This window comes from Streptomyces sp. TOM-9 (assembly GCF_056858595.1).
Map to the genome: position 1 here is coordinate 1,429,731 of NZ_JBXEQB010000001.1, position 21,493 is coordinate 1,451,223.

General features: G+C 70.5%; 20 protein-coding genes and 2 pseudogenes. 7 read left to right on the plus strand and 15 right to left on the minus strand.

The genetic code is table 11. The annotated features are described in order from the left end of the window. Nucleotides 1-21: 21 nt before the first annotated feature. Nucleotides 22-987 (plus strand): AraC family transcriptional regulator, encoded by a 966-nt coding sequence (locus AC1VWI_RS06690; RefSeq protein ID WP_499510006.1) that lies wholly within the window; start codon nt 22-24, stop codon nt 985-987. An 80-nt stretch (nt 988-1,067) separates the two neighbouring features. Here the strand turns inward: AC1VWI_RS06690 and AC1VWI_RS06695 are convergent, their stop codons facing one another. The 7 genes and pseudogenes from AC1VWI_RS06695 to AC1VWI_RS06725 form a co-directional block, all read right to left on the minus strand. Beyond that, a complete protein-coding gene (locus AC1VWI_RS06695) occupies nt 1,068-1,340 on the minus strand; it encodes a DUF3253 domain-containing protein (RefSeq protein ID WP_499510007.1) in 273 nt (90 codons plus the stop codon). A gap of 186 nt (nt 1,341-1,526) precedes the next feature. Next, nucleotides 1,527-2,039, minus strand: coding sequence for a Fic family protein (locus AC1VWI_RS06700; protein WP_499510008.1), 513 nt, complete (start codon nt 2,037-2,039; stop codon nt 1,527-1,529). Between the two features lie 278 nt (nt 2,040-2,317). After that, nucleotides 2,318-2,836 (minus strand): hypothetical protein, encoded by a 519-nt coding sequence (locus AC1VWI_RS06705; protein ID WP_499510009.1) that lies wholly within the window; start codon nt 2,834-2,836, stop codon nt 2,318-2,320. 274 nt (nt 2,837-3,110) lie between these two features. Further along, nucleotides 3,111-4,312 (minus strand): IS3 family transposase gene (locus tag AC1VWI_RS06710; RefSeq protein WP_499510010.1). Its coding sequence is split into 2 segments (ribosomal slippage): nt 3,111-4,021 and nt 4,021-4,312, totalling 1,203 coding nucleotides; the frame shifts between segments, so codons are not numbered across the junction. Nucleotides 4,313-4,506: 194 nt separating this feature from the next. Next, nucleotides 4,507-4,974, minus strand: a pseudogene (locus AC1VWI_RS06715) (peptidoglycan-binding domain-containing protein); the annotation flags it as partial. A gap of 141 nt (nt 4,975-5,115) precedes the next feature. Continuing rightward, nucleotides 5,116-5,595: pseudogene (locus AC1VWI_RS06720) on the minus strand (M23 family metallopeptidase); the annotation flags it as partial. Between the two features lie 306 nt (nt 5,596-5,901). Then, nucleotides 5,902-10,242 carry an nSTAND1 domain-containing NTPase gene (locus AC1VWI_RS06725; RefSeq protein WP_499510011.1) on the minus strand — a complete coding sequence of 1,447 codons (4,341 nt, stop codon included), beginning with the start codon at nt 10,240-10,242 and terminating at the stop codon, nt 5,902-5,904. 326 nt (nt 10,243-10,568) lie between these two features. Between AC1VWI_RS06725 and AC1VWI_RS06730 the strand changes: the two genes are divergently transcribed. Continuing rightward, on the plus strand, nt 10,569-10,994 hold the full coding sequence (locus tag AC1VWI_RS06730) for a hypothetical protein (RefSeq protein ID WP_499510012.1): 426 nt from the start codon (nt 10,569-10,571) through the stop codon (nt 10,992-10,994). Nucleotides 10,995-11,059: 65 nt separating this feature from the next. Further along, nucleotides 11,060-11,968 (plus strand): hypothetical protein, encoded by a 909-nt coding sequence (locus AC1VWI_RS06735; protein WP_499510013.1) that lies wholly within the window; start codon nt 11,060-11,062, stop codon nt 11,966-11,968. 46 nt (nt 11,969-12,014) lie between these two features. Here the strand turns inward: AC1VWI_RS06735 and AC1VWI_RS06740 are convergent, their stop codons facing one another. The 4 genes from AC1VWI_RS06740 to AC1VWI_RS06755 all read right to left on the minus strand — a co-directional run bounded on the left by AC1VWI_RS06740 (nt 12,015) and on the right by AC1VWI_RS06755 (nt 14,412). Then, nucleotides 12,015-12,581 carry a dihydrofolate reductase family protein gene (locus tag AC1VWI_RS06740; protein WP_499510014.1) on the minus strand — a complete coding sequence of 189 codons (567 nt, stop codon included), beginning with the start codon at nt 12,579-12,581 and terminating at the stop codon, nt 12,015-12,017. A gap of 85 nt (nt 12,582-12,666) precedes the next feature. Then, entirely contained in the window at nt 12,667-12,888 is a 222-nt protein-coding gene (locus AC1VWI_RS06745; RefSeq protein WP_499510015.1) for a transposase, read from the minus strand. Nucleotides 12,889-12,998: 110 nt separating this feature from the next. After that, nucleotides 12,999-13,523, minus strand: coding sequence for a COG4705 family protein (locus AC1VWI_RS06750; protein ID WP_499510016.1), 525 nt, complete (start codon nt 13,521-13,523; stop codon nt 12,999-13,001). Nucleotides 13,524-13,863: 340 nt separating this feature from the next. Next, nucleotides 13,864-14,412, minus strand: a complete 549-nt coding sequence (locus tag AC1VWI_RS06755) for a GNAT family N-acetyltransferase (RefSeq protein WP_499510017.1) — start codon at nt 14,410-14,412, stop codon at nt 13,864-13,866. A gap of 335 nt (nt 14,413-14,747) precedes the next feature. On the opposite strand from AC1VWI_RS06755, the gene AC1VWI_RS06760 reads away from it, so the two are divergent. The 3 genes from AC1VWI_RS06760 to AC1VWI_RS06770 all read left to right on the plus strand — a co-directional run bounded on the left by AC1VWI_RS06760 (nt 14,748) and on the right by AC1VWI_RS06770 (nt 17,574). Continuing rightward, nucleotides 14,748-15,461, plus strand: a complete 714-nt coding sequence (locus AC1VWI_RS06760) for a hypothetical protein (RefSeq protein ID WP_499510018.1) — start codon at nt 14,748-14,750, stop codon at nt 15,459-15,461. 86 nt (nt 15,462-15,547) lie between these two features. Beyond that, entirely contained in the window at nt 15,548-16,222 is a 675-nt protein-coding gene (locus AC1VWI_RS06765) for a response regulator transcription factor (protein ID WP_499510019.1), read from the plus strand. Beyond that, nucleotides 16,219-17,574, plus strand: coding sequence for a sensor histidine kinase (locus tag AC1VWI_RS06770; protein ID WP_499510020.1), 1,356 nt, complete (start codon nt 16,219-16,221; stop codon nt 17,572-17,574). Before AC1VWI_RS06765 ends, AC1VWI_RS06770 begins: the two co-directional genes overlap by 4 nt. A gap of 168 nt (nt 17,575-17,742) precedes the next feature. On the opposite strand, the gene AC1VWI_RS06775 is transcribed toward AC1VWI_RS06770, so the two are convergent. The 4 genes from AC1VWI_RS06775 to AC1VWI_RS06790 form a co-directional block, all read right to left on the minus strand. After that, entirely contained in the window at nt 17,743-18,648 is a 906-nt protein-coding gene (locus tag AC1VWI_RS06775; RefSeq protein WP_499510021.1) for a hypothetical protein, read from the minus strand. 141 nt (nt 18,649-18,789) lie between these two features. Further along, nucleotides 18,790-19,230, minus strand: coding sequence for a VOC family protein (locus AC1VWI_RS06780; protein ID WP_499510022.1), 441 nt, complete (start codon nt 19,228-19,230; stop codon nt 18,790-18,792). 242 nt (nt 19,231-19,472) lie between these two features. Further along, on the minus strand, nt 19,473-20,036 hold the full coding sequence (locus AC1VWI_RS06785; protein ID WP_499510023.1) for a hypothetical protein: 564 nt from the start codon (nt 20,034-20,036) through the stop codon (nt 19,473-19,475). A gap of 34 nt (nt 20,037-20,070) precedes the next feature. After that, a complete protein-coding gene (locus AC1VWI_RS06790; protein ID WP_499510024.1) occupies nt 20,071-20,523 on the minus strand; it encodes a hypothetical protein in 453 nt (150 codons plus the stop codon). 398 nt (nt 20,524-20,921) lie between these two features. On the opposite strand from AC1VWI_RS06790, the gene AC1VWI_RS06795 reads away from it, so the two are divergent. Beyond that, nucleotides 20,922-21,431 carry a hypothetical protein gene (locus AC1VWI_RS06795; protein WP_499510025.1) on the plus strand — a complete coding sequence of 170 codons (510 nt, stop codon included), beginning with the start codon at nt 20,922-20,924 and terminating at the stop codon, nt 21,429-21,431. Nucleotides 21,432-21,493 lie beyond the last annotated feature (62 nt).

A 21,493-nucleotide genomic window follows, 5' to 3' on the forward strand; every position in this document is an offset into this window, starting at 1 on the left:
GCACTTAGGTAGGCTGCCTCCATGGATCTGCTCGCCGAGGTACTGGCCCTGTCGGATGTGCGGGGAGCTGTCGGTGCACGCATCGAGGCCGGCGAGGACTGGGGCTGGTGGTGGACCTCCGCAACGCCGCGCGCGTCGCTTCACGCGGTCACCGCGGGAACGGTCTGGGTGGGTCTGCCGGACGGCCCGCCCCTGCAACTGATGCCGGGTGACGTCGTCCTCCTGCCCGGCGGGGCCGCGCACGCACTCGGCAGCGACCCGGCAGCAGTGGCCCGCACGGGGCCCCGCACGTTCGACGACTGGCATCTCACCGGCTCGGGGACCGTGTCGATCGGCACCGGACCGGTACGTGCCCGCATCCTGTGCGCCGATTACGACCATGACCGGACCGTCTCGACGCAGGTGCTCACCCTGCTGCCCGATGTGGTCCACCTGCGCTCGGGCGATGATCCGAACGGGCTGGCCCAGGACACCGTGCGCCTGCTCGGCCGCGAACTCGCCGCTCCGCGGGCGGCCACCGGCGTGGTCCTCGACCGACTGGTGGACGTCCTGCTGGTCCAAGTGCTGCGGGCCTGGCTCACCTCCGGTGGAACGTCCGCCCCCTCCTGGCTCGGGGCTCTGGACGACCCGGTGGTGGGAGCCGCCGTGACCAGGCTCCACGAGGAGCCCGCCAGACCATGGACCACCGCCGCCCTGGCCCGTGAGGTCGGAGTCTCGCGCGCCACTCTCGACCGCCGCTTCGCCGCCGCCACCGGCGAGTCGCCCGGCGCATACCTCACCCGCTGGCGCATGGACCTCGCCGCCCGGCGCCTGCGCGACACCCACGACAGCCTCGACGCGATCGCCGCCTCGGTCGGCTACTCCTCCGGCTACGCCTTCAGCCGGGCCTTCCGCCGGGCACGCTCACAACCGCCGGGCCAGTTCAGGGCGACCGCCCGTACCGAAGACAGCCCGGCCCCGACAAGCGCCGCCACCACAGCCCCCTGATCACCGCGTCCCACCGCGCGCCTCCCACACACGACCGGCAGACCACCGGACTACCAGCAACGGGCCGACCCGGGGACAGATCAGCGGAGGCGGCGGATACGGATGGGGCCGCGGGCCTTGTCCGGCTCTACGGGACGGCCGGCCTGGGTAATCTCCACCTCGCCGGCTGCGGCCAGCCGCCGGGCCGCTCGCCGGGCCGGTTCCATGAGCGCGCGCCAGCCGTCGTCATCCCCTTCGTAAACCGCCCGCGCGGCGTCAGAAGGGCAGATCGTCGCGGTCGGCGCACGACGGTCCAGCAGCTCCAGAATGGCCCGCTCCAGGCGCTGATCCGTCTGCCGTTCCCTGTGCGGCACTCAATCAGTGTGCCGCACAGACGACAAGCGGTCGCTTCAGCGGCCTTCGCCCCGACGCGCATCGCTCACCAGATCCGCTCAGCTCTTCCGGCGGAATGGGGTCTTGCGTAGGAAAGTCTTTCCTGTGCCGGTCTTCAGGGCAGGTTTGCAGTCGCCGGGGGGCCATGTGTCGTCCTGCCGGTCGGGCTAGGAGCCGAGGGCGGCGAGGCTGCGCCGAGTATCCGCGAGGTGGGTGTCGATGTACCGGGCCAGCAGCAGCGCGTCCTGGGGGTCGGCGGCCTGGAAGGCGATGCGACGCAGCAAGCTGACCCCGTTCAACGCGACGCCCTCGCGGGCGAGCACGAAGACGAGGGCGAGGAACGCGGACCTGGCGTTGCCGTCGTCGAAGGGATGGAAGAAGCAGACGTCGAGATAGGCGCGGGCGGCTCGGGCTGTCAGGGGCAAAGGCTGCTCGCCGCCGGCTGCGCTCTCGCTCAGGCAGGCGTCGAGGCGGTCGCGGGTGTCCGGGGCGATGCCGTAGCGTTCCCGGCCGCCCTTGGCGAAGGCGGGCAGGCTTCGGAACGGTGGCGGCTGCGGTGTGTCCAGGACGTGCTGCTGCCAACCCTGCAGTACTTCGAAATTGAGGGGGGCGCCGCGCGCCGCGTCGTCCCGCGATTGTTCCAGGGCGGCGAGCAGGCCATCCGCCCTCGCTGCGTCCACAGCGCCGTCGAAGGCGCGGAGGGGATTTCCGCACGGCGCTGCCCATCGGCGCCCCTCTCCCCACCACACTGCCTTGGCAGGGACACAGATGCCCACCAGTCTGCCCTCCCCCGCCGGCTTCCGGGAGGGGGAAGGCCGGATGGGCCGGGACGGCAGCTGCTATCTCGGACGTTCAGGGCGGGCAGGACACCACGGAGCGGCGCGCTAGGCGTCGGCAGACCCGCTTCTCGGCGTATCCGCGCGCCCGCGGCCAGGGCGGTGAAGTGAAACGCAGGGCGTCACGCCCGGGTTCGAGTGACCGCGACCACCACGACCGTTGGCCGGTCGGGGATCACCGCACCCGCAGTCTCATCGTGCGCGGTGTAGACGCCGTCGTAGGAATCGCCGTACCCCAGAACGTCGGTCTGTACATCAATCACGGCGTTGTACCCCCAGGGTCCGGTCAGCCGGATGACGGCCTGGATCCTGGCCGGTGCGGAGTGTGTGTTGACGACCCTGACGCCGACCCGGAAGGCGTCGCCGGTCTCCTTCAGCACCGGCTCACGCACCATGACACCGTCCTTGAAGGCGGCGGTTCCCGCGTCGCCTGTTCCGCCGCCCCGCGGCTCGGCTTCGGACCGCGACGGGCTCGCGTGAGCCGTCACCACGACGAGGGGGGCCGGTGACGTCGTGCGAGCCGCGGACGGCTTCCCCTCCGACGGGCCGCATCCGGCCGCGAGAGCGGTCACGGCCACGACCGCCAGCGGCAGGCCGATGCGACGGCCGGCATGGCGCGACGCTGCGGTGTCGAAGTCCAACATGGTCCCCTCGGTTGCGGAAGCCGCTTCGGCATCTGGTTACCGGCCCGGGATGCGCGCGGAAGCCGCGCCAGCCGGTGCCATGACGGGGGTGTTGCCCTCGGGTGGCCGGAGGCCTGACCCCCTTGATCATGCAGAAAGGGAGATTACGGGAACGCGTGTTCGCACCGGAAGGGTGTGACTGCATCGACACGGGCATCGGCCGGTTCTCGCTGATCGGTGACCGAAAGGCGGCACACGTGCCTGGGCCTTGACCCCGGATCCTGAACACGGGTTATGCGGCTTTGGCCAGCGTAGTTGATGTTGTTCGGGATGTTCGCTCGTAGGCGATCGGGCTGCGCTGTCCGAGGCTGGAGTGGCGTCGGACGGTGTTGTAGCGGTGCAGCCAGCGGAAGAGGTCGAGGTGGGCCTCGTGTTCGGTGTCCCAGGCTCGGCGGCCTTGCAGGGTCTCGCGTTTGCAGGTCGCGTTGAACGATTCGGCGAGTGCGCTGTCCGCGCTGGAGCCGACCGCGCTCATGGACTGGGTGACGCCGGCCGCGTGGCAGGCATCGGCGAAGGCCCGGCTGTAGTACTGGGCCCCGTGGTCGCTGTGGAAGGCGGCGCCGGCGAGGGTGCCGCGGGTCCGTTCAGCCGCATGCAGGGCGTTGATGACGAGGCCAGCGCGCATGTGGTCGGCGATCGCCCAGCCGGCCAGGCGCCGGGAGGCAAGGTCGATGACCCTGGCCAGATAGAGGAACTTACCGCCGGTCAGCGGCAGATAGCTAATGTCGCCGACGTACTTCATGTTCACCGCGGCGGCGGTGAAGTCCCGGCCGATCAGGTCCGGGGCCTTCGCCGCGGCGGGGTCCGCGACCGTGGTGCGGTGCCTGCGACGCAGCCGCACTCCCGCGAGATTGATGCTCCGCATCACGCGCGCGATCCGCTTGTGGTTGATCCGCTCGCCCTTCTCACGGAGCTCGGCGGTGATCCTGGGGACACCGTAGGTGCCATCCGACTCGCGGTGCACGACCCGTATCCGGGCAGCAAGACGAGCGTCGGACGCCCGCCGGGCGGCCCGGTCCGCGGCCGTCGCGCGCCAGTAGTAGTAGCTGGAGCGGGCAATGCCCAAGATGGTGCACAGCCGCTTCACGCCGTAACGGCGCTGGTGGTCGGCGACGAACTGGAAGCGGTTCACCCGCGCGTCTCCCCGGCGAAATACTTCGCCGCCTTCCGCAGGATCTCGCGCTCTTCTTCCAGCTCGCGCACCTTCCTGCGCAGAGCGGCGTTCTCCGCCTCCAGCGGCGTCGGCGGCTCGGTCGGTGCCTCCGCGCGGCGTCCCCGCGGCCGGCTCGCTCCGGCCGCCCTGACCCAGTTGCGCAGGGTCTCGGGGTTGATCCCCAGATCGGTAGCAACCGACCTGATCGTCGCCTCGGGCCGCGACTGGTACAGCGCGACTGCGTCCGCCTTGAACTGCGGCGGATCGTTCTTCATGACCACGAGATGTCCGTTCTCAGATCCTCAGGATCCAGTGTCTCGTGTGTCCAAGATCCGGGGTCAAGGCGCCTCCTGCTAGATCCCCTCCAGGACCACCGCGACGCCGGCCTCGATTCTCTGAAGCACCGGATGTCCTCGCGGCCGATCCGACGCCGGTCGTGGGCGGAGTCGCCGTGCTTCCCCGCCCACGAGGGTGGTTATCGTCCGGCCTGCAAGGCTGCCCAGGTCTGCGGGCCGACGTCGCCGTCGACGCCGAGGCTGCGGGTGGTCTGGTAGTCGCGCACGGCTTGTTCGGTGTTGGGGCCGAAGTCGCCGTCGATGCCCACGGTGCGGCCGAGTGCCGCGGTCAGTGCTCGCTGCAGTCGGCTGACCTCCGCGCCGGTCGACCCGTTCTGCAGCGCCGGTGTCGAGCCGTACGACAGCAGGGCCGTCCAGGTCCTGGGGCCGATCTCACCGTCGGCCGTGAGGCCCCGGGCGGACTGGAAGGCCTTCGTCGCCGTTTCGGTGTTGGGCCCGAAGTCGCCGTCCGGTTCTCCCGGATTGTGTCCGGCGGCGATCAGCCGGCATTGCGCCGCCTTGACCAGACTGCCGGTGGATCCCTGCTGGATGAGGGGGTACGCGGTGAAGTCGAGGTTGACGCCGCTGCAGGTGGGCGCTGGTGTGCCGCCGCAGTTGTTGCTGGTGACGTTCCGCCAGGTCTGGCCGTTGGCCTGGCCGTACTCGACGCCGTTGAACCAGGGGCGGATCCGTTCGGAGGTGGAGTTGCCCCAGGTGGCGGATCCGTTGTTGTCGGCGTCGTAGGCGAGCTCGAAGTGCAGGTGCGGGTGGTTGTTCGAGGTGGGCCCCGTCCTGCCGACCCGGCCGATCAGCTGGCCGCGCTGCACCGTCTGGCCGACGCTGACATCGCGGCTCTGCAGGTGCAGGTATGTGGTGAAGTAGCGCTGCCCGTGGTTGATCTGGATCACGTTGCCGGCGTTGGAGTGGTAGAAGGACTGCCGGACCGTGCCGGAGGCCGGAGCCAGCACCGGTGCTCCTTCGGTGCCGACCTGGTTGGGCTCGCGGACCATGTCGAGCGCGGGTGCGTGTGCCCAGCTGTCGAGTCGCCACTGCTGGCCGCAGGTGAAGGGCAGTTGGAAGGCGATGGGCGGGGCCGCCGCGGCGGCCGGCGCCGCGGCCTGCCAGGGCAGGACGACGAGGGCGGCAACAGCCACGAGCAGTCTGCCGAGCAGCCCTGGGCTGAGCGTGCGGATGAGGGATGGCAACGTGTCTCCTTCTTTGGTGTTCATGCCTGTCTGGGGCGGGGTGTGCGGGCGGCGATGGGACGGCAGGTGCCCTTCCGCTGTGGCTGGGCGCCGCGGGACGGCCGCGTTCGCGGTGTGTCGCCCGCATGGCGGTCGCGATGAGGGCCGAGGTGGGGGCAGCCATGTACGGCCCTCGTCGTGCGCTCGCCGGCGGGGGAGCGACCGGTGCGCCGAGCGTGCCCTGCGTCGGTATAGCCCGGGTATTTCCGAAGGTCGGCCGGCTGCCCTGGGCGGTGGTGCCAGGCACGGACCGCTTACAGGGGAGCACTCCGCGCCGGCGGCGTGCCCGGGTCAGGGCTGCGGGCAGAGCGCGCCGGTGTCCTGGCCGGGGAGGTGGCGGTCGAGTTGCGCCGCGGTGGGCGTTGGGGCGGTGGCTCGGCAGATGCGCCGGATGGCTTCGGTCGCGGTCAGCGACCAGTGGATGATGCGCTGGTCGGCTCCCGCGGACAGCAGGGTTCCGTCTGGGGTGAACGCCAAGCCCTGCACGTCTGCCGAGTGGCCGGTGAGGGTGGCGATGCGCCGGTGGGTTCGTACATCCCAGACGACGATGGTGTGATCCTCACCTGCCGAGGCGAGGAGGCGCCCGTCCCTGCTGAAGGCGAGCGTACCGACCGCTGCGGTGTGGCCGGTCAGGGTGGCCCGGCTTTTCCATGTCCGGGTCGACCACAGGCGCACCGTGTGGTCCGAGCCGGCGGCGGCGATCAGATCGCCCGCCGGAGTGGCCGCGATGTCCTGCGTGGACCCCTGTGTGGCCGGGAAGGCCTTCACCAGCCGGTCGTCGGCGGTGCTCCACACGGCGATGCCGCCGGCCGGTGTGCTCGCGACGAGGAGGCCGCCCCGAGCGGGGTAGACCATGGCGGTCGAGGTGCGCGGGCCGGCCGGCGCCGGCAGTGGACGGGGGTGTGCCGGGTCGCTGACCCTCCAGCGGAACGTTCCTCCCAGGGACATCACGGTGACCGTGCTGCCGTCCGCGCTGAAGGCGACGTCCGTGCCGGTGCCTATACCGGTGAAGGCGATGGTGGTGTAGCGCCGCCCGGTCGACGGGTTCCACAGAGTCAGGGTGTGGTCGCGCGTCACGGCCGCCAGCACCGTGGCGTCCGGGTTGAACGCGACTGCCTTGACATGGTCGGAGTGTCCGCCCAGCAGCCGTTCGGCAGCACCGGAGGCATTCCAGATCCGTACGGACCTGTCGTCGCCGGCGGAGGCGACGAGCCGGCCGTCGGGGCTGACGTCCACGTCGTTCACGGCGCCGCCGTGACCGCTGAAGGGAAGGGCCGTCCGGCGCACCACGATGGTGCGTCCCAGGCCGCCCGAGACCACCGTGCTCGCGTCCGGTGCCAGGTCCAGAGCCATGGTCTCCGAGCGGTAGCGGTCGGCGTGGCGGGCGATCTGCTCGCGGCGCCGGTAGTCCCAGATCGAGATCATGCCCTCTTCGTCGGCGATCGCGATCCGATCACCGACCGGCGCGGAGATCATCCAGGGGAAGGCCGTCTGCACCGGGAGGTCGGCGAACTGGCGGGCCGAGCGGCCGGTCAGCCGCCAGAACCTGATGCCGTGTTCCTCGGAGGCCGTGGCCAGGACATCGGATGTGGAGCCGAACCGGGCCACCTGGGCGCCTTCGGTGTTCAGCTCGAAGCGACGGCGACCGGTTTCGATGTCCCAAACGGCCACCGTCCCATCGGTACGGGTGACGGCGAGCGAGCGCTGATCGCCGGCCAGGCTGAGTGCCGCGGGCATACCGGTGGGCAGGAACACGGCCTTGCCACCGCCCAGCGTGGACACCCGTGTGCCCTCGCCCGTGCCGTAGGCCACGACCGTGCCGTCGGCGCTGAAGGCCAGACCGTTGCTGAGGTCGCCGGACACGACCTGCTTGAACAGCACCTTCCTCGACCGGACCTCCCGCACGACGACCGAGCCTCCGGTCGGCTGCTTCGGATTGTTCAACCGGGCCAGGGACGCCAGCCGGGTACCGTCGGCGTTGAAGGCCACCCTCAGCGCGAAGAACCCCTGGGGGAGCGGCTTGGCGACATGCTCGGTGAAGGAGGCCAGCCTCGTGCGTCGTTTCGGATCCCACAGCTCCACGGTGCCGTCGCTGGTGGCCGCGGCCACCAACGAGCCGTGAGGGGACAGGGCCAGGCCGAACGACGCGGGCCCGTTCGTGTTGAGTACGACGCTGGGCTGCGCGGACGCCGACGTACTGATCACCGCGCCCAGGGTGTCGGCGTCGGGATGCAGCCGATAGGCGGCCAGGGCGAGGGACCGGGCGACGTCCGGGTCGGTGGCGACCAGCGAGCGCGACGTGAGCGCGGCCTGATGGGCCAGGACGGTCAGGTGCTCGCGCTGTGCCACCTGCCGCTGCTGCCAGGCGGCACCGCCCCCGGTCACGGTCGCCGCCAGCAGCACCGCCAGCACCATCGCCAGGACCCTCAGCCGGCGGACCCGGCGCCGCGCCGCGGCGAGTTCGGACTCGGCCAGCTCCTCGCTGGCGTCGAGGAACTCACGCTCCAGAAGGTTCAGCTCCGAGCGGTGCGGGCGCGCCTCGGCCAGCCCGGAGCCCCGATAGAGCCCTCCGGCGTCCCGCCCCGACTGCTGCCAGACTCGGGCCGCGGCGGTGAGCCGCTGCCGTACGACCAGGCGCCGGCGGTCCTCGCTCAGCCAGGCCCGCAGCCTGGGCCACGCCACGATGAGCGCCTCATGGGCGATCTCCACCCGATCCTCGTCCACGACCACCAGGCGCGCCGCCACCAGCTCGTCGACCACATCCGCGACCGCCGCGGCCGGGCCCATCCCGTCGAGTTCGGTTTGCGGGACCCGCCGCCGACCGTCCCGCACCCCGTCCTCGTCCAGGCTGATCAACCGCTGCATGAGCCGGCGCACCAGGTCCTGCTCGGCGGGTTCGAGCTCGGCGTAGACGTGCTCGGCGGTCTGGGCGATCGCACCGTGCATCCCGCCCCCTGCCTGGTACGCCGCGAGGGTCAGGGTGCGGCCGGCCCGGTTGCGCCAGGCCTCCCGCAGCGCGTGGGACACCAACGGGAGTGCGGCGGCAGCGCCGGAGGCCTCCGCCACCACGGTGGCCAGCAGATCGACGTCGACCGAGCAGCCCTCAAGATCCGCCGGCCGGACGATCAGCTCCCGCAGTTCCGCGGCCGACGGCGGACCGACCAGCAGCTGCGCCTCGCTCATCAGCGCCGGCGCCAGCTCGCTCAGCCCGGTCATCTGGACGAAGAAGTCCGCACGGACACTGAGCACGACCTTCGTTCCGGCATGGGACGCCGCCAACAGCCCGGCGACGAATTCCTCCCGTGCCGTGGGATCGGAGCACACGGTGAACAATTCCTCGAACTGATCGACCACCAGCAGCACCTGACCGGCGGGCCGGTCGTGCTCGGCGAGCGCGGCCGCCAGCTGTTTCACCGGCTGGTCGGTCGGCGTCATCATGACGGGCTGCCACCGAGCGGACGTATCCCGCCGGATCCGGCCCAGTAGGCCCGCTGCCAGCAGCGAGGTCTTCCCCGATCCCGACGCGCCGAACACGACGACCACGGGGAAGCGTTCCACGCGCTCCCACAGCAGCCCGCACAGCCGGTCGCGGCCGAAGAACCGGTCGTGATCCGAGGAGGTGAACGCCGGCAGGCCCCGGTAGGGGTTGGCCCCGACCGGCACCAGTGCCGCGACGGGGACCGGAGAGGGCATGAGGCCCTCATCGCCGCGGAGCATCGCCTGGTGCAGGCGCTGCAGACCCGGGCCGGGCTCGACGCCCAGTTCGGTCCCGTACAGCGTATGGGTCCGCCGGTAGAGCTCGAACGCCTCGGCCTGCCTGCCCGAGCGATACAGGGCCGTCATGAGCTGGCCGCGGAGCGACTCCCGGAAGGGATGCCGAGGCAGCAGCTCCGTCAGCTCCACGACCACCTCGGCATGCCTGCCGAGGGCCAGACCGCAATCGGCCCACCGCTCATGCACGGCAAGACGCAGCTCCTCCAGCCGGGCCGCCCGAGTCGCGACGGCTTCGGTATCCAGGAACTCCGCGAACGCAGGTCCGTTCCAGCACCGCAGCGCCTCACCGTGCAACTCCTGCGCGCCCGCTGTCTCACCCTGTCGCAGTGCCTCCTCCGCCTGGAGGGCCAGCCGTTCGAACCGCGTGGCGTCCAGCGCATCACCCGCCACCACGCGATAGCCGTCGCCCTGCCGTTCGATGCGCTCCGGGCCCAGGGCCTTGCGCAGTAGATGGACGTACAGCTGCAGGTTCTTACGCGCCGAGCGCGGCGGTCGCTCGCCCCACAGTGCGGTCATCAGGAGCTCCGAAGGCACGGGCCGGTCGGGCCTGCTCAGCAGGACCGCGAGCAGCAGACGCACCTTGGGCGATCCGATGTCGACCGGCAAGCCCCCGCGACGGACCGCCAGATCCCCCAGAATCCCCAACTCCACTCGGCCGCCCCCCAAGGCTGCACGGATCAACGCCGGCGGCCCGAAGGTACACCAGCCCTCCGACGCAGACCCGCGCCGGCCCGTCCGACCCACGTATGACGCCGCACCGACGTGGATCAGCGGACTGCCGCCTGGTGCGGCCTCCCGGGCCGGCACCCCCTGGCCGCATGCCCCAAAGATCCGCGATGCGCAGCCGGCCGAAGCCACGCCCGATCACCTGCCGCACGCATCCCCATCAGGACTTATACGGGTCCTATACCGCGTCTCACAACGATCGCTTCCCGTACCGGGCCACCGGCTCCTGGGCCCTCCGATCAAGGAAGGAAAGGGTGCGCCCATCCAGAACGACGCCGGCCAGTCCAACAGGCACCCCCCGCCGTGGAGATGGCGTCGGAGTCGTGGAGAACGCGAAAGGACACAGCGTGAAGCTCGGGTTCAGCTCGGGAAGCGATCAGAACACCCATCAGCGGATCACTGGAAAGGCAGGACAGCACATGCGTACAAGGCTCGCGGCAGTCGCAGGAGTGGCCGCCATGACCGCCACGCTCGGCCTGGTCGGCGCGTCCCCCTCGGCCGCCGGCCCCAACTGCGCCTCCGGCAACCACTGCGTCTTCTACACCGACATCAACTCCGCACGGCAGTCCTTCTTCAACTCCGATCCGGACTTCTCCAACGACACCTTCGACGAAGCCAACGTGAGCGGGGTCGGTCACAACCGCCCGGTCGACAACAACGTCTACTCGGCCAGCAATTCAAGCACCGGGAACTACGAGAGCCACTACTGGGACAACACCAACGGAACGGGCTTCCTGTTCTGCCTGAACCCCGGTCACTACGTCAACTCCGCCTCCACCGTCGACCAGCCGGGCAAGCAGAACGGCGATCCGCTGCCCTCCGGCCTCCGGAACCGGGCCAGCCGGCTGACGCTCCCGGGCCGGACGTCAACCGACTGCTTCTGACCTCGGGGAACGTGCGGGCCCGGCGCAAACCGGGCCCGCACGTTCCGGACCTCGACAGGATTCACATGGCACTGAGCTTCCACGGCACTCGCCGGCACGTCGCCGCCTGCGTCCTGACCGCCACTGCGGGCGCGACGATCTGGGCGTTGGCCGACGCGAGGGCCCAAAACCCCGAACCCCGGCCCCATCGTCCGCTGTCCCCGGCCGCACTGGCCGAACAAGGCTTGCGTCCGCCGATCTACACCCAGCTCTACGCCTGGACCCAGAGCGGCGAACAGATCGCGACCGCCCAGCAACAGGTCCTCGTCGCCTGCATGGCCGAGCGCGGATTCACCCTCAAGCCCGCTCCCGTGGCGAAGGCGGGTGACGCGGCGGTGTCCCGCCCGACGCCGTTCGGTCTCGAGACCCTCGAAGAAATCGGGGCGGACAGCCAGACGCAGGCGCCACCGGAGCAGCCGCAAGGAGAGGCCTTCAACCGCGCCCTCTACGGCAAACCCGGAAACGAGATCTCCGTCAAGGGCAAGCTGCTCAAGGTGACCATGCCGGCGAGCGGCTGCCAGGCCGAGGCGGAGAAGCACATGCTGGGCGACGGCCGGGTGCGGTGGACGGAACTGCGGATGCAGCTCAACGAAGGGGAGCAGACAGCGTTCAAGTGGCTCAAGCACGACTCCCTCTTCCGCAAGGCGAACGAGAGCTGGCGGCAGTGCATGCTCACCAACCGCGTCCAGGCCAAAGACCCCCTCGACCTGATCAGAGCCTTGCCGCCCGACGCGGACATCCGTACCCACCCCGCGACCAAGGCGGACGTCCACTGCAAGCAGACCACCGGATACCTGCGCACCGCCTACGCCAGACTCGCCGTGATGCAGCAGCGCTGGCTCGACGATCACCCCGACGTGCTCAAGCACCGCACCGCGCTGCGGGACAGGCAGCTGAGAAACGCCCGCCAGGTCCTCCAGGGGCAGACCGGCTGAGCACCCCGGCGCAGCCGATCTGCCCCGGCCCGGCGGCACCGGGTGCTCACGGCTGGGTGTAGGTGTGGTAGCGGAGGTAGACCACGCCGCTGGTGAGCCGGCGTTCGTCCAGGAGCTCGAAGCGGAGCCGGGCCCCGTCGGGGAGGAAGGGCTTGCCGCCGCCCAGCGCGGCGGGGCCGACGAACAGGTGGTACTCGTCCACCAGCCCTGCGGCGATCGCGTGGGCGGCGAGGGCGGCCCCGCCGACGGTGAGGTCACGTTCGGAAGATGCCTTCAGCCGCCGAACCGCCTCGGGGTCGAAGTCCCGTTCGATCCGGGTCCGGGTGGTGGAGGCCGACTCCAGCGTCCTGGAGTACACGACCTTGTCGGCCGCCTGCCAGATCTCCGCGAACTCCCGCGCCCCGGGCGACTGGCCAGCGATGGACGGGTCGGTCTCCCAGACAGCCATCATGTCGTACAGCCGGCGCCCGTACAGGTAGGTCCCGACCGGCCGCAGCACGTCGTTGATGAAGGAGTAGTACTCCTCGTCCGGTACCGTCCAGTCGAAATCGCCGTCCGAGTCGGCGATGTAGCCGTCCAGGGACACATTGAACATGTAGATCAACTTGGCCATGCGAGCCCTCTCCCAGGTCGGGGCTACGTGTGTGTCCCGCAGCACACTAGCCCGCGCCTGTGACAATGCCCGGCGAGCGGCACGGTCATCGCCGCGAAGGGCTGCGTCTGGGACTGCCGCGGCTCCGGCGGTTCCGCCCGGACCGTTCGCGGACCCGGCCGCGCAGCCGGTGGTACAGCTCGGTGACCAACGCGCCGTCGCGCCAACGGCGGAAGAAGGCATGCACCTGGTCCCACGCCGGGAAATCTGCGGGCATCACCCGCCACTTGATGCCGTTGTCGACCAGATAGAACACCGCATCCAGCATCTCCCGGTGGCAGTACCCCTCCGGGCGGCCACCGCGGCCTTCCAGACAGGCCGGCACCGGCAGAGCCGTGCGCCCAGGTGCTCGTGTCCCTGGGGGTGGGTGGGCCTGTGTCAGTTCGCCCGCAGAGGGCGGTGGTCGGCTTCGATGACGTCGCGCCGGGTCACCGTGAGGTGGACGACAAGTCCGAGGATGACGGCCAGGAACAGGACGCCGGTGATCACGGTGCCCAGACCCAGGCCGCCGTCGGCTGTGGGCTGGGAGAGGCAGTCGCCGATCGACGCGCCCAGGGGCCGGGTGAGGACGTAGGCGATCCAAAAGCTCCACACCGCGTTGAGCCCGAGCGCGAAGTGGGCCACCGCCACTGCGGCGATCGCCAGGGCGAACAGGCCGGCGGAGATCCAGTAGCCGAGGTTCATGCGCTCGGCGACCAGATCGCCGGCGGCGGTGCCGAGGGCGAAGGTGAACAGCACTGCCAGCCAGTAGAAGGCCTCGCGGCGGACGGTGTCGACGGTCGTGCAGAGCACCTTGATCACCCAGAAGTACGCGGTGACCTCGGGCACCTTGTTCCACCGAATGTGCCGCCCGGAGGCGGCGGCTCCGGAGGGGCCGGAAGTCTCAGACATCTCAGTAGTCATGGGACCCGACGGTGCCACCGGGAACCTGAACGCATCCTGAGCGTCGGCCGGTCGCACGGCCGGGGGCGCGTTGCGTGACGGAGCATGCCAGGCATGCCTGCCCGTATCCCTACCCCGCTGTCGTCGCGGGCGCCTGCGGCCACCTGGTTGCGGCGCAGTCTGGGCAGCGCCGTCGTCGTGGCCTGGTCGTGCATCCGGCCCGGGCGGACCAGGCCGGACTGGTCTTGACGGTGTTCTGCCTGCGTTCGCCGGAGACGGAGGACCGGCGTCCAGGACGGTTGGCCTGCGGGCCTGGCACAGCCCGGCCGGGACGCTTGCGGCGTCCGCAGCGGCCGTACGGCTACTCGGCCTGGATGGCGTCAGCGGGGACGTCGAAGACGAGCTCGCATCCGTCGCGCTCGTTCCCCTGCTCGCCGACGCACGTGAAACCGAAGCCCGCGATGGTGGCCAGGGAGGCGTGGTTGTCGGATCTGATGGTGGCCCGCACGGTCCTGACACCGGGTTCGGCGGCGGCCCTGACGAGCAGCGCTGCCAGCATGGCGCGGGCATAGCCCTGGCGGCGGTACCGGGGCACGACGGTGTAGCCGACCTCGACCATCCCGGCCTCGTCCGGCGGCCCGTGGAACCCGGCGTCGCCGACGACGGTCCCGTCCGGCTCGGACACCGCGGCCCGTACGATCCAGGGCGCGACAGACGGGTCCTCGGCGAGCTGGCCGGCTCGATAGCCGAAGATCCAGCGGGCCCGGTCAGAGACGAAGTACTCGTCAAGGGCGACCCCGGCCTCGGCGCTGCCGCCTGCGAGGTCACCCTCGGACAGCGCCCGTAGCGCCTTTGCGCTGAGCTCGACGAAGCGGACGTGTTTGGGGGCGGAGTGAGGTTCGCTGGTCATCGCGGAGATGCTCGCCCAGCGCCGCAAGGCTGTCCACTGCTTTACGGGCTTCAGCAGTCACGTTGACCGTCCGCGACACCGTTTGACTGCGCACAAGCCGCCAGGCCGGCACGCCGCCCGAAGCCCGGTTTCCCCCGGTGTCGTTGGGCCTGCGGCTCGTCCCCACGTGTTCGGGCCCACCTGGTTCGGGCCGCAGGGGTCGGCTCACCGGGAGCAGATGCTCTCTAAGGCCGGCCTAAGGTTCCGTGAGCGTTTCCTTGAGTTCCTGATGGTCTTCTCGACCGTGGGCGCCGGCAGCCGCCGGACCGCCCCGGGAAGTTCGAAGGAGAGCAGGTATGAGCAGTAAGGCGCGTTGGATCACCGTGGCGGGTGCGGCCGCCGCGGTGGCCTGCCTGACGGCGTCCGCGGTTGCGGCCCCGTCGCCCGGCCCGGCGAAGTCCGAGGCGCTCGTGGCCGCGATGGCCAAGGGCAAGCCGGACAAGTCGGGGAAGCCGACGGAGAACCGGGCACGGACCGCGGAAGCGCTGGCGAAGGGCGTCGCCGCTCGGCTGGGGGTGAGCCTGGTGTCCGCGCAGGAGGCGGTCAAGGAACTGTTCGCGCTGTCCAATCGGTCCAGCGGCGTCGACCCGGACAGTACGCAGTTCGCGGCGATCGCGAAGAAGCTCGGGGTCAGCGCGGACCGCTTGGAGAGGGCCCTTGGTGAGACCAAGCGGGCTCTCGGCAAGCAGGTCGTGAACGACAAGCACGCGGGCAAGGGCAAGCCGGGCGACGGCAAGGTCGTCATCAAGCACCAGGGACCGGACGACGACGCCGATGTGAAGCTCTTCGCGAAGGGCGTCGCTGACCGGCTGGGCGTCGGCACCGTCGCGGCGGAGCGAGCGGTCGGGGAACTGTTCGCGCTGGCCGACCGGCCGGGCGGCGTCGACCCGCACGGCTCGCAGTTCGCGGCGATCGCGACGAAGCTCGGGGTCAGCGCCGACCGGTTCGAGGAGGCGTTGTCGGGCACCAAGCAGGACCTGGCGGCCGGTGAGCAGTCCCAGAAGGGCTGAGCCGGCAAGGCCGGGCGGCCGGTCCGGGGCAGTCCGGGCCGGCCGTCCTTATCCGTTGTTGACCTACCGGACAGGACGATGCGGTCATGCGTGTGCTGGTGGTGGACGATGACGACGCGGTGCGCCTCGCGCTGGCCCGGGCTCTGACCCGGGACGGCCACGAGGTCGCCGAGGCGGCCGACGGAACGGCGGCTTTGGAGGCGCTCGGCGGTGGACGGCCTGATGCCGTCATCCTCGATGTGCTGATGCCGGAACCCAATGGCCTGGAGGTGTGCCGCCGGATCCGGGCCCGCGGCGATCGCGTGCCGATCCTGATGCTGACCGCGCGGGACCTGGTGGAGGACCGGGTGGCCGGGCTGGACGCGGGCGCCGACGACTATCTGGTCAAGCCGTTCGCCCTGGACGAGCTCAGGGCCCGGATCCGGGCCCTGCTACGGCGCAGCGGCGCCGCGCAGGAGGAGCTGATCCGCTTCGCCGATCTGGAGCTGGATGCGGCTGCCTGCCGGGCACGCCGCGGTGGGCGGACGCTGGAACTCACGCGTACCGAGTACGCCCTGCTGGAGCTCTTCTTGCGTAACCCGCGGCGGGTGCTGAGCCGGTCGCTGATCTTCGAGGCGGTGTGGGGGTACGACTTCGGTCCCTCCTCCAATGCCCTGTGGGTCTACATCAGCTATCTGCGCGCCAAGTTGGAGGCCGGTGGTGAGCCGCGGCTGCTGCAGACGGTGCGGGGACTGGGTTATGTGCTGCGGGAGGAACCGTGACCCTGCGCAACAGGGTCGCGCTGGCCGGTGGTGCCGTGGTCTGCGCGGCCCTGGTGCTGGCCTCGCTGATCATCTATCCCTCGTTGAGCGCTGGTCTGCACCGGCAGAGTGACGACGTGCTGGTGTCCGCCGCTGACCGGGACGCCTCGCAGTTGCTGAAGGAATTCAAGTTCAAGGTCCAGCAGATGGAACGGGAAGGCACACGTCTGACGGTGCCGACCTCACCGGTCACCGTCGGCTCCACGCAGTTGCAGTTCATGGTCCCGCCGGTCGCCCCCGGCCCGGGCGGTGGCTTCATTCCCGTCACCAAGCACGACGTCCAGGTCGCCCTGGGCAAGGCGCCGGCGTACTTCCAGGACGCGGAGTTCGAGGGGGTGAGCTACCGGGTCTACACCGCGCCGCTCACCGACTGGGACGGCGCGCTGGTCCGGGCCGCCATCCGTCAGTCGGTCGTCGGCTCCACCCTGGACCGGCTCACCGCCCTGCTTGCCGTGATCACTGCGGGCGGGACCCTACTGGCCGCCTTCGGCGCCCGGCTGCTGGCCAGCCGGGTACTGCGCCCGGTACGGCGGCTCACCGAGACGGTCGAGCACGTCACGGCGACGCAGGATCTGACGGCGCGCATCGAGGTGCGGGGCCGCGACGAGATTGCCCGGCTCGCACGCTCCTTCACCGCGATGATGGCGGCGGTGGAGGAATCGGTGAGGGCCCAGCGACGGCTCGTCGCCGACGCGTCGCACGAGCTGCGCACTCCGCTCACGAGCATCACCACCAATCTGGAACTGCTCAGCGAGAGCCCCGGCCTGGCCGACCCGCAGGCCCCCGCCCTGGTCGAACAGGCCCGCACGCAGGCCCAGGAACTCCGGGACCTGGTCAACGACCTGGTGGAGCTCGCCCGCTACGGTCAGCAGGACGTCCACACCGAGGACACCCGCCTCGATCTCCTCGCCGAGCGGGTCGTGGCCCGTACGGCCCGGCGCAGCCCCCGGGTGCCGCTGCGCACCGAGCTGACCGAGTGCCTGGTGCATGCCGACCCCGAAGCGTTGGAACGCGCCGTCGGCAACCTCGTCGACAACGCCGTCAAGTGGAGCCCGGACGGCGGCGAAGTGCTGATCGAGGTGTCCCTCGACGGCACGGTCACGGTCACCGACCAGGGACCGGGCATCCCTGCCGACGACCTGCCTTTCGTGTTCGACCGGTTCTACCGCTCGCCAACCGCCCGGTCCCTCCCCGGGTCCGGACTCGGGCTCGCCATCGTCAAACAGGTCGCCGAGACCCACGGCGGCACCATCACCGCCGAGCCGCTGGATCACGGCCTCCGTATGCGGCTGTCTCTCCCGCCCCTGGCCTGATCGACCGGGTGGGCGTGCGGTTCGATGGCGTGACGCCAGTCAGCCGCCTGCCAGTGCTCCCGTGTGACTGTGCGATCTACGCGCTTGAGGGAGTGGAGAGCCGCCTTCGGGAGCGGCTGCGGCGTGCCTGAAGCCTGTTGGCTCCTGCGCCAGCCCGGACACCGGGAATCAGCTCGCTCGTCCCCTTGTGAGCAGGTCCTGGTACGACGTGGACTGGAGCTGGACGGGTGGAGCCAGGTCGCCAAAGGACCTGCCGAAGGCTTGCGGCGACCGTGCCAGTTCCATCAGCACCTGGTCCGCCGCGTCGTCGCCGGCAAGGTCGGGCGCCAGGGCCGCGCAGGCCCGAACGCCTGCATGCGGGGCAGCCAGCCAGGGGCGCGTGTCGCCGTCGAGGTGGCCAATGGCGATCACGATCGTCGCCAGGTCGTGCGAGGTATCGGCGGCCCGGGCCATCGCCGTCAACTGTGCCAGCAGCTCCGGACGTTGTGCGGAGGCTGCGGGATGCCGCGCCAGTGACCCGACAGCTGCGGCGGCGCATGTCCTGCGCCTGGCGCGTTCCGACGCGAGGTGCGGCAGTGTTCGCCGCAGGAGCACGGGAACCAGGTCGAAGCAGGCGAGCGCCGCCTGATCGAGGACGAGTTCACCCAGTCCCGTGCGGTCCCGCCACATCCGGGCCCTGCCATCCGCGTCGGTCGACACGTACTCGGCGGTCCAGGCCCGCAGCTCCGGTGCCCGGTCCTCGACCCGAGCACGGATCTCCGCAGCCCGGTCTCCGAGGTCGGCGGCGACGCCGACCTCGTACAGATAGGCGAGCATGGCATCGGGCAACGAGGGATCGTCCGGCCCCAGCAGCGGATCGTCCAGGAGCCCGGCGACAAGCCGCGCGGTGGGCGCCGTCGCGGGCCAGGCCTTGCCTTCGCGACGAAGCGTCGCCGACCACAGGTGCGAGTACCCGTCGACGAAAGCCTCCGCATCGTCGCCGAGGAGAGCAGCCAGATGCCGCGGCGTGTCGCCGGCGGGGCCCGAGGCATGGAAGAGGCCGGCCCACTCCACGTCATGCGTACGGCCATCCACAACGGGGATGGTGCCACAACACCTCGACGGGCTCACATTGCCCGGACTCACTCCGCACCAGTGGCTGGACGGCCGTGCGCGCCCGCGGATGCGTCAAAGCGGTGCTGACCGTCGACATGCTCGGCGCGCGGCAGGCCCGCGTCAGCCGATCTGTTCGGCCAGGGCGACGATGATGCCTGCGGGGCCGCGGAGGTTGCAGAGCCGGTAGATGTTCTCGTACTGCGCCACCTCGCCGAGGAGTTCGGCGCCGTGGGTGCGCAGGCGGGCGATGGTGTCGTCGATGTCGTCGACGGCGAACATGACGCGATGCAGGCCCAGCGTGTTGGGCGGAGGGTTCCGCGGCTCGGCGTCGGATACCGCGGGGGTGTGGAATTTGGTCAGCTCCAGCTTGCTGTGGCCGTCCGGGGTCCGCATCATCGCGATGTCGCTCCGGACGCCGTCGAGTCCGACGGTGCGGTCCGCATAAAGGCCTTCGATCTGGGCCTTGCCCTCCAGCTCCATGCCGAGCTCGGTGAAGAAGGCGACGGCCGCGTCCAGATCGTCGACGACGATGGCGACGTTGTCCATCCGCAGAATAGTCATGTCTCCGAGCCTAACGACTCGATGCGCGGTAGCGCGGCGGGCGGCATGCCCGGCGCGAGCAGCGGCGCCCGCTGCAGCGGGACACCGGACGGCACGAGTACCCCACCACGAGACCCACGCCGCCATCGCCGGCCTGGTCTCCGACCGCGCCGCCCGCAGACCGACCCGGCAGATCGCCGTCGCCCTCGACGCTTCTCGCCGGAACACGGGAGCCGGAACTCTTCGAACCGGCGCCCGGCCGCTCACGACTGCTTCTCGACGTCCTTCACCGAGGACGGCCCCAACTGCTTGGCGCTGGCGTACTCCGGCATCGTCATGGGCTTGTCGAACAGGAAGAACGACTGGTTCGTGCCGACCGTGAACTCCATGTACGCGTTCGTCGTCGCGTCGAAGCCGTAGTAGGCGTTGCAGGTCGAACCGGAGGTGTACGTGCCGTCCATGCCGGGCTGCGCGAGGACCGCGACGCCGTTGGAGGTGGACTCCACCCGCTCCGTCGGAGTGAGCATCTTGCAGCGCGGCACCGGCAGGCCCTTCATGATGAAGTACCCGTACTCGCCATTGGCGTTCTGGATGTAGACGTAGGAGAGCTTGCCCCGCTGCCCCCACGTCTTGACCCACTGGTTGATCGCTTCGCGGGTCGGCGAGTACTCCATGCGGCCCGCCGGCTGCTGGGCCACGAGGCGGTCGTAGTTGTCCTGCTTGGCCTTGTTCTCCTTGTCCTGGCTGGACTCGGTGCAGGACGTCAGGACGAGGCCCACGACGAGCGCGACGAGGGTGGCCAGGGCCATGCGTGCGAACTTCTTCATGCGGTGCTGCCCTCTTCCCGGAATGAGGTGGGGATCAGTTGGTGCACGTCGTGCGCTCGGCGGTGGCGTCCAGCCGGTACGGCAGATCCTTGTCACGGAAGGGCGCTCGGTGCTCCTGGGCGGCCTTCGAGTTGTAGGCGTTGACCGACTCGATCCGCGTGGCCTTCAGCGCGGTGATCGACTGGTCGATCTGCGTCGTGCGGATCTCCGAAGCGGCTTTCCGCTCCTCCTGGAGCGCCTGGATCGTCCCTTCGGCGTTCTGCACGGCCGCGCACAGATCGAAGAACTCCTCGTAGGTGGTCTGACGGAACTCGCCCGAAGCGACGGTGTTCTCGCGCTCGTCCGCCTCACCGCGGAACGGGGCGGTGATCCACCCCGCGCCGCCGAAGGCGAACACCCCGATCACGTACAACACCGCCAGCGCGATGACTGCGCCGACGGCCCACGCCCCTAACCGTGCCCCCTCGCGTACCTGCCCCATGGCCATCCCCCTTCACATGTGGCTCCGCGGCGTCGAACCACCCACTGCGAAGGAGGACACGGCACGCGGGTGAAACGGTTCCGCCGGCGCGCGCGTCAGGAACGAGCCACTGCCGGCGCACGGTCCACTCGGCCAGGCGGCGCCCGGCACGTCATGCCCGACCCGCGCGATCACGCCGGAGCGGTACGCGGCGGCGCGGTGGGTGATACGCCCGGCGCCCCGTCAGACCCCGCCCGCCGTGGACGGATTGGGGGCGGGGCGGCTGCGCATCCCCCGGGGAACTGCCATAGGGTTCGGCGCGGACCGGCTCGTTCGGTCAGTTGCGGTACAGGGCAGTTCAGTTCAGGTCAGATCAGGTCGCAGTCAGGCAGTCGCCCGACAGGCACGTGCAGGGGAGCACCAGCGTGAGTCTCATCAAGAAGGCATTCGAAGTCATCGAGAAGGGCTTTGACGCGGGCGGTGACGCCATCCACGACTTCACCGTCAACCGCCGCACGGCCGAGCTCTTCCTGAAGCTGGGTGTCGCGGTCTACGCCGAGCAGCGCCTCGGCGGCTCGCACGAGCCGGTGGAGCGCATGTTCGAGGCCCTGGAGGGCCACGTCGCCGAGAACGGCGAGGTGGAGCTCGACCACCTCAAGGAGGCCCACGAGGTCCTGGGCGAGGCGTTCGTGGCCAAGCACACCGCGGAGATCGAGGCGGCGGAGGCCGCCGAGGCCAAGGCCGTCGAGGAAGCCAAGGCCGCCGCTGCCGCCGCAGCCGCCGTCGTGCCTCCTGCGGCTCCCGCCGCGGCCCCCGCGGTTCCGGCGCAGGCGCCCGCTCCTGCCGCTCCCGTCGAGGAGGCCGCCGCCCCCGCCGCCCCGGCGGAGTCCCCCGCTCCCGCCCCGGCTCCGGTGGAGTCCACCCCCGCCGGCTGACCCACGCGCGAAGGCCCGGCGGACGTCGTGCCGTCGGATTCCGGGACTCGCCACAACACGTG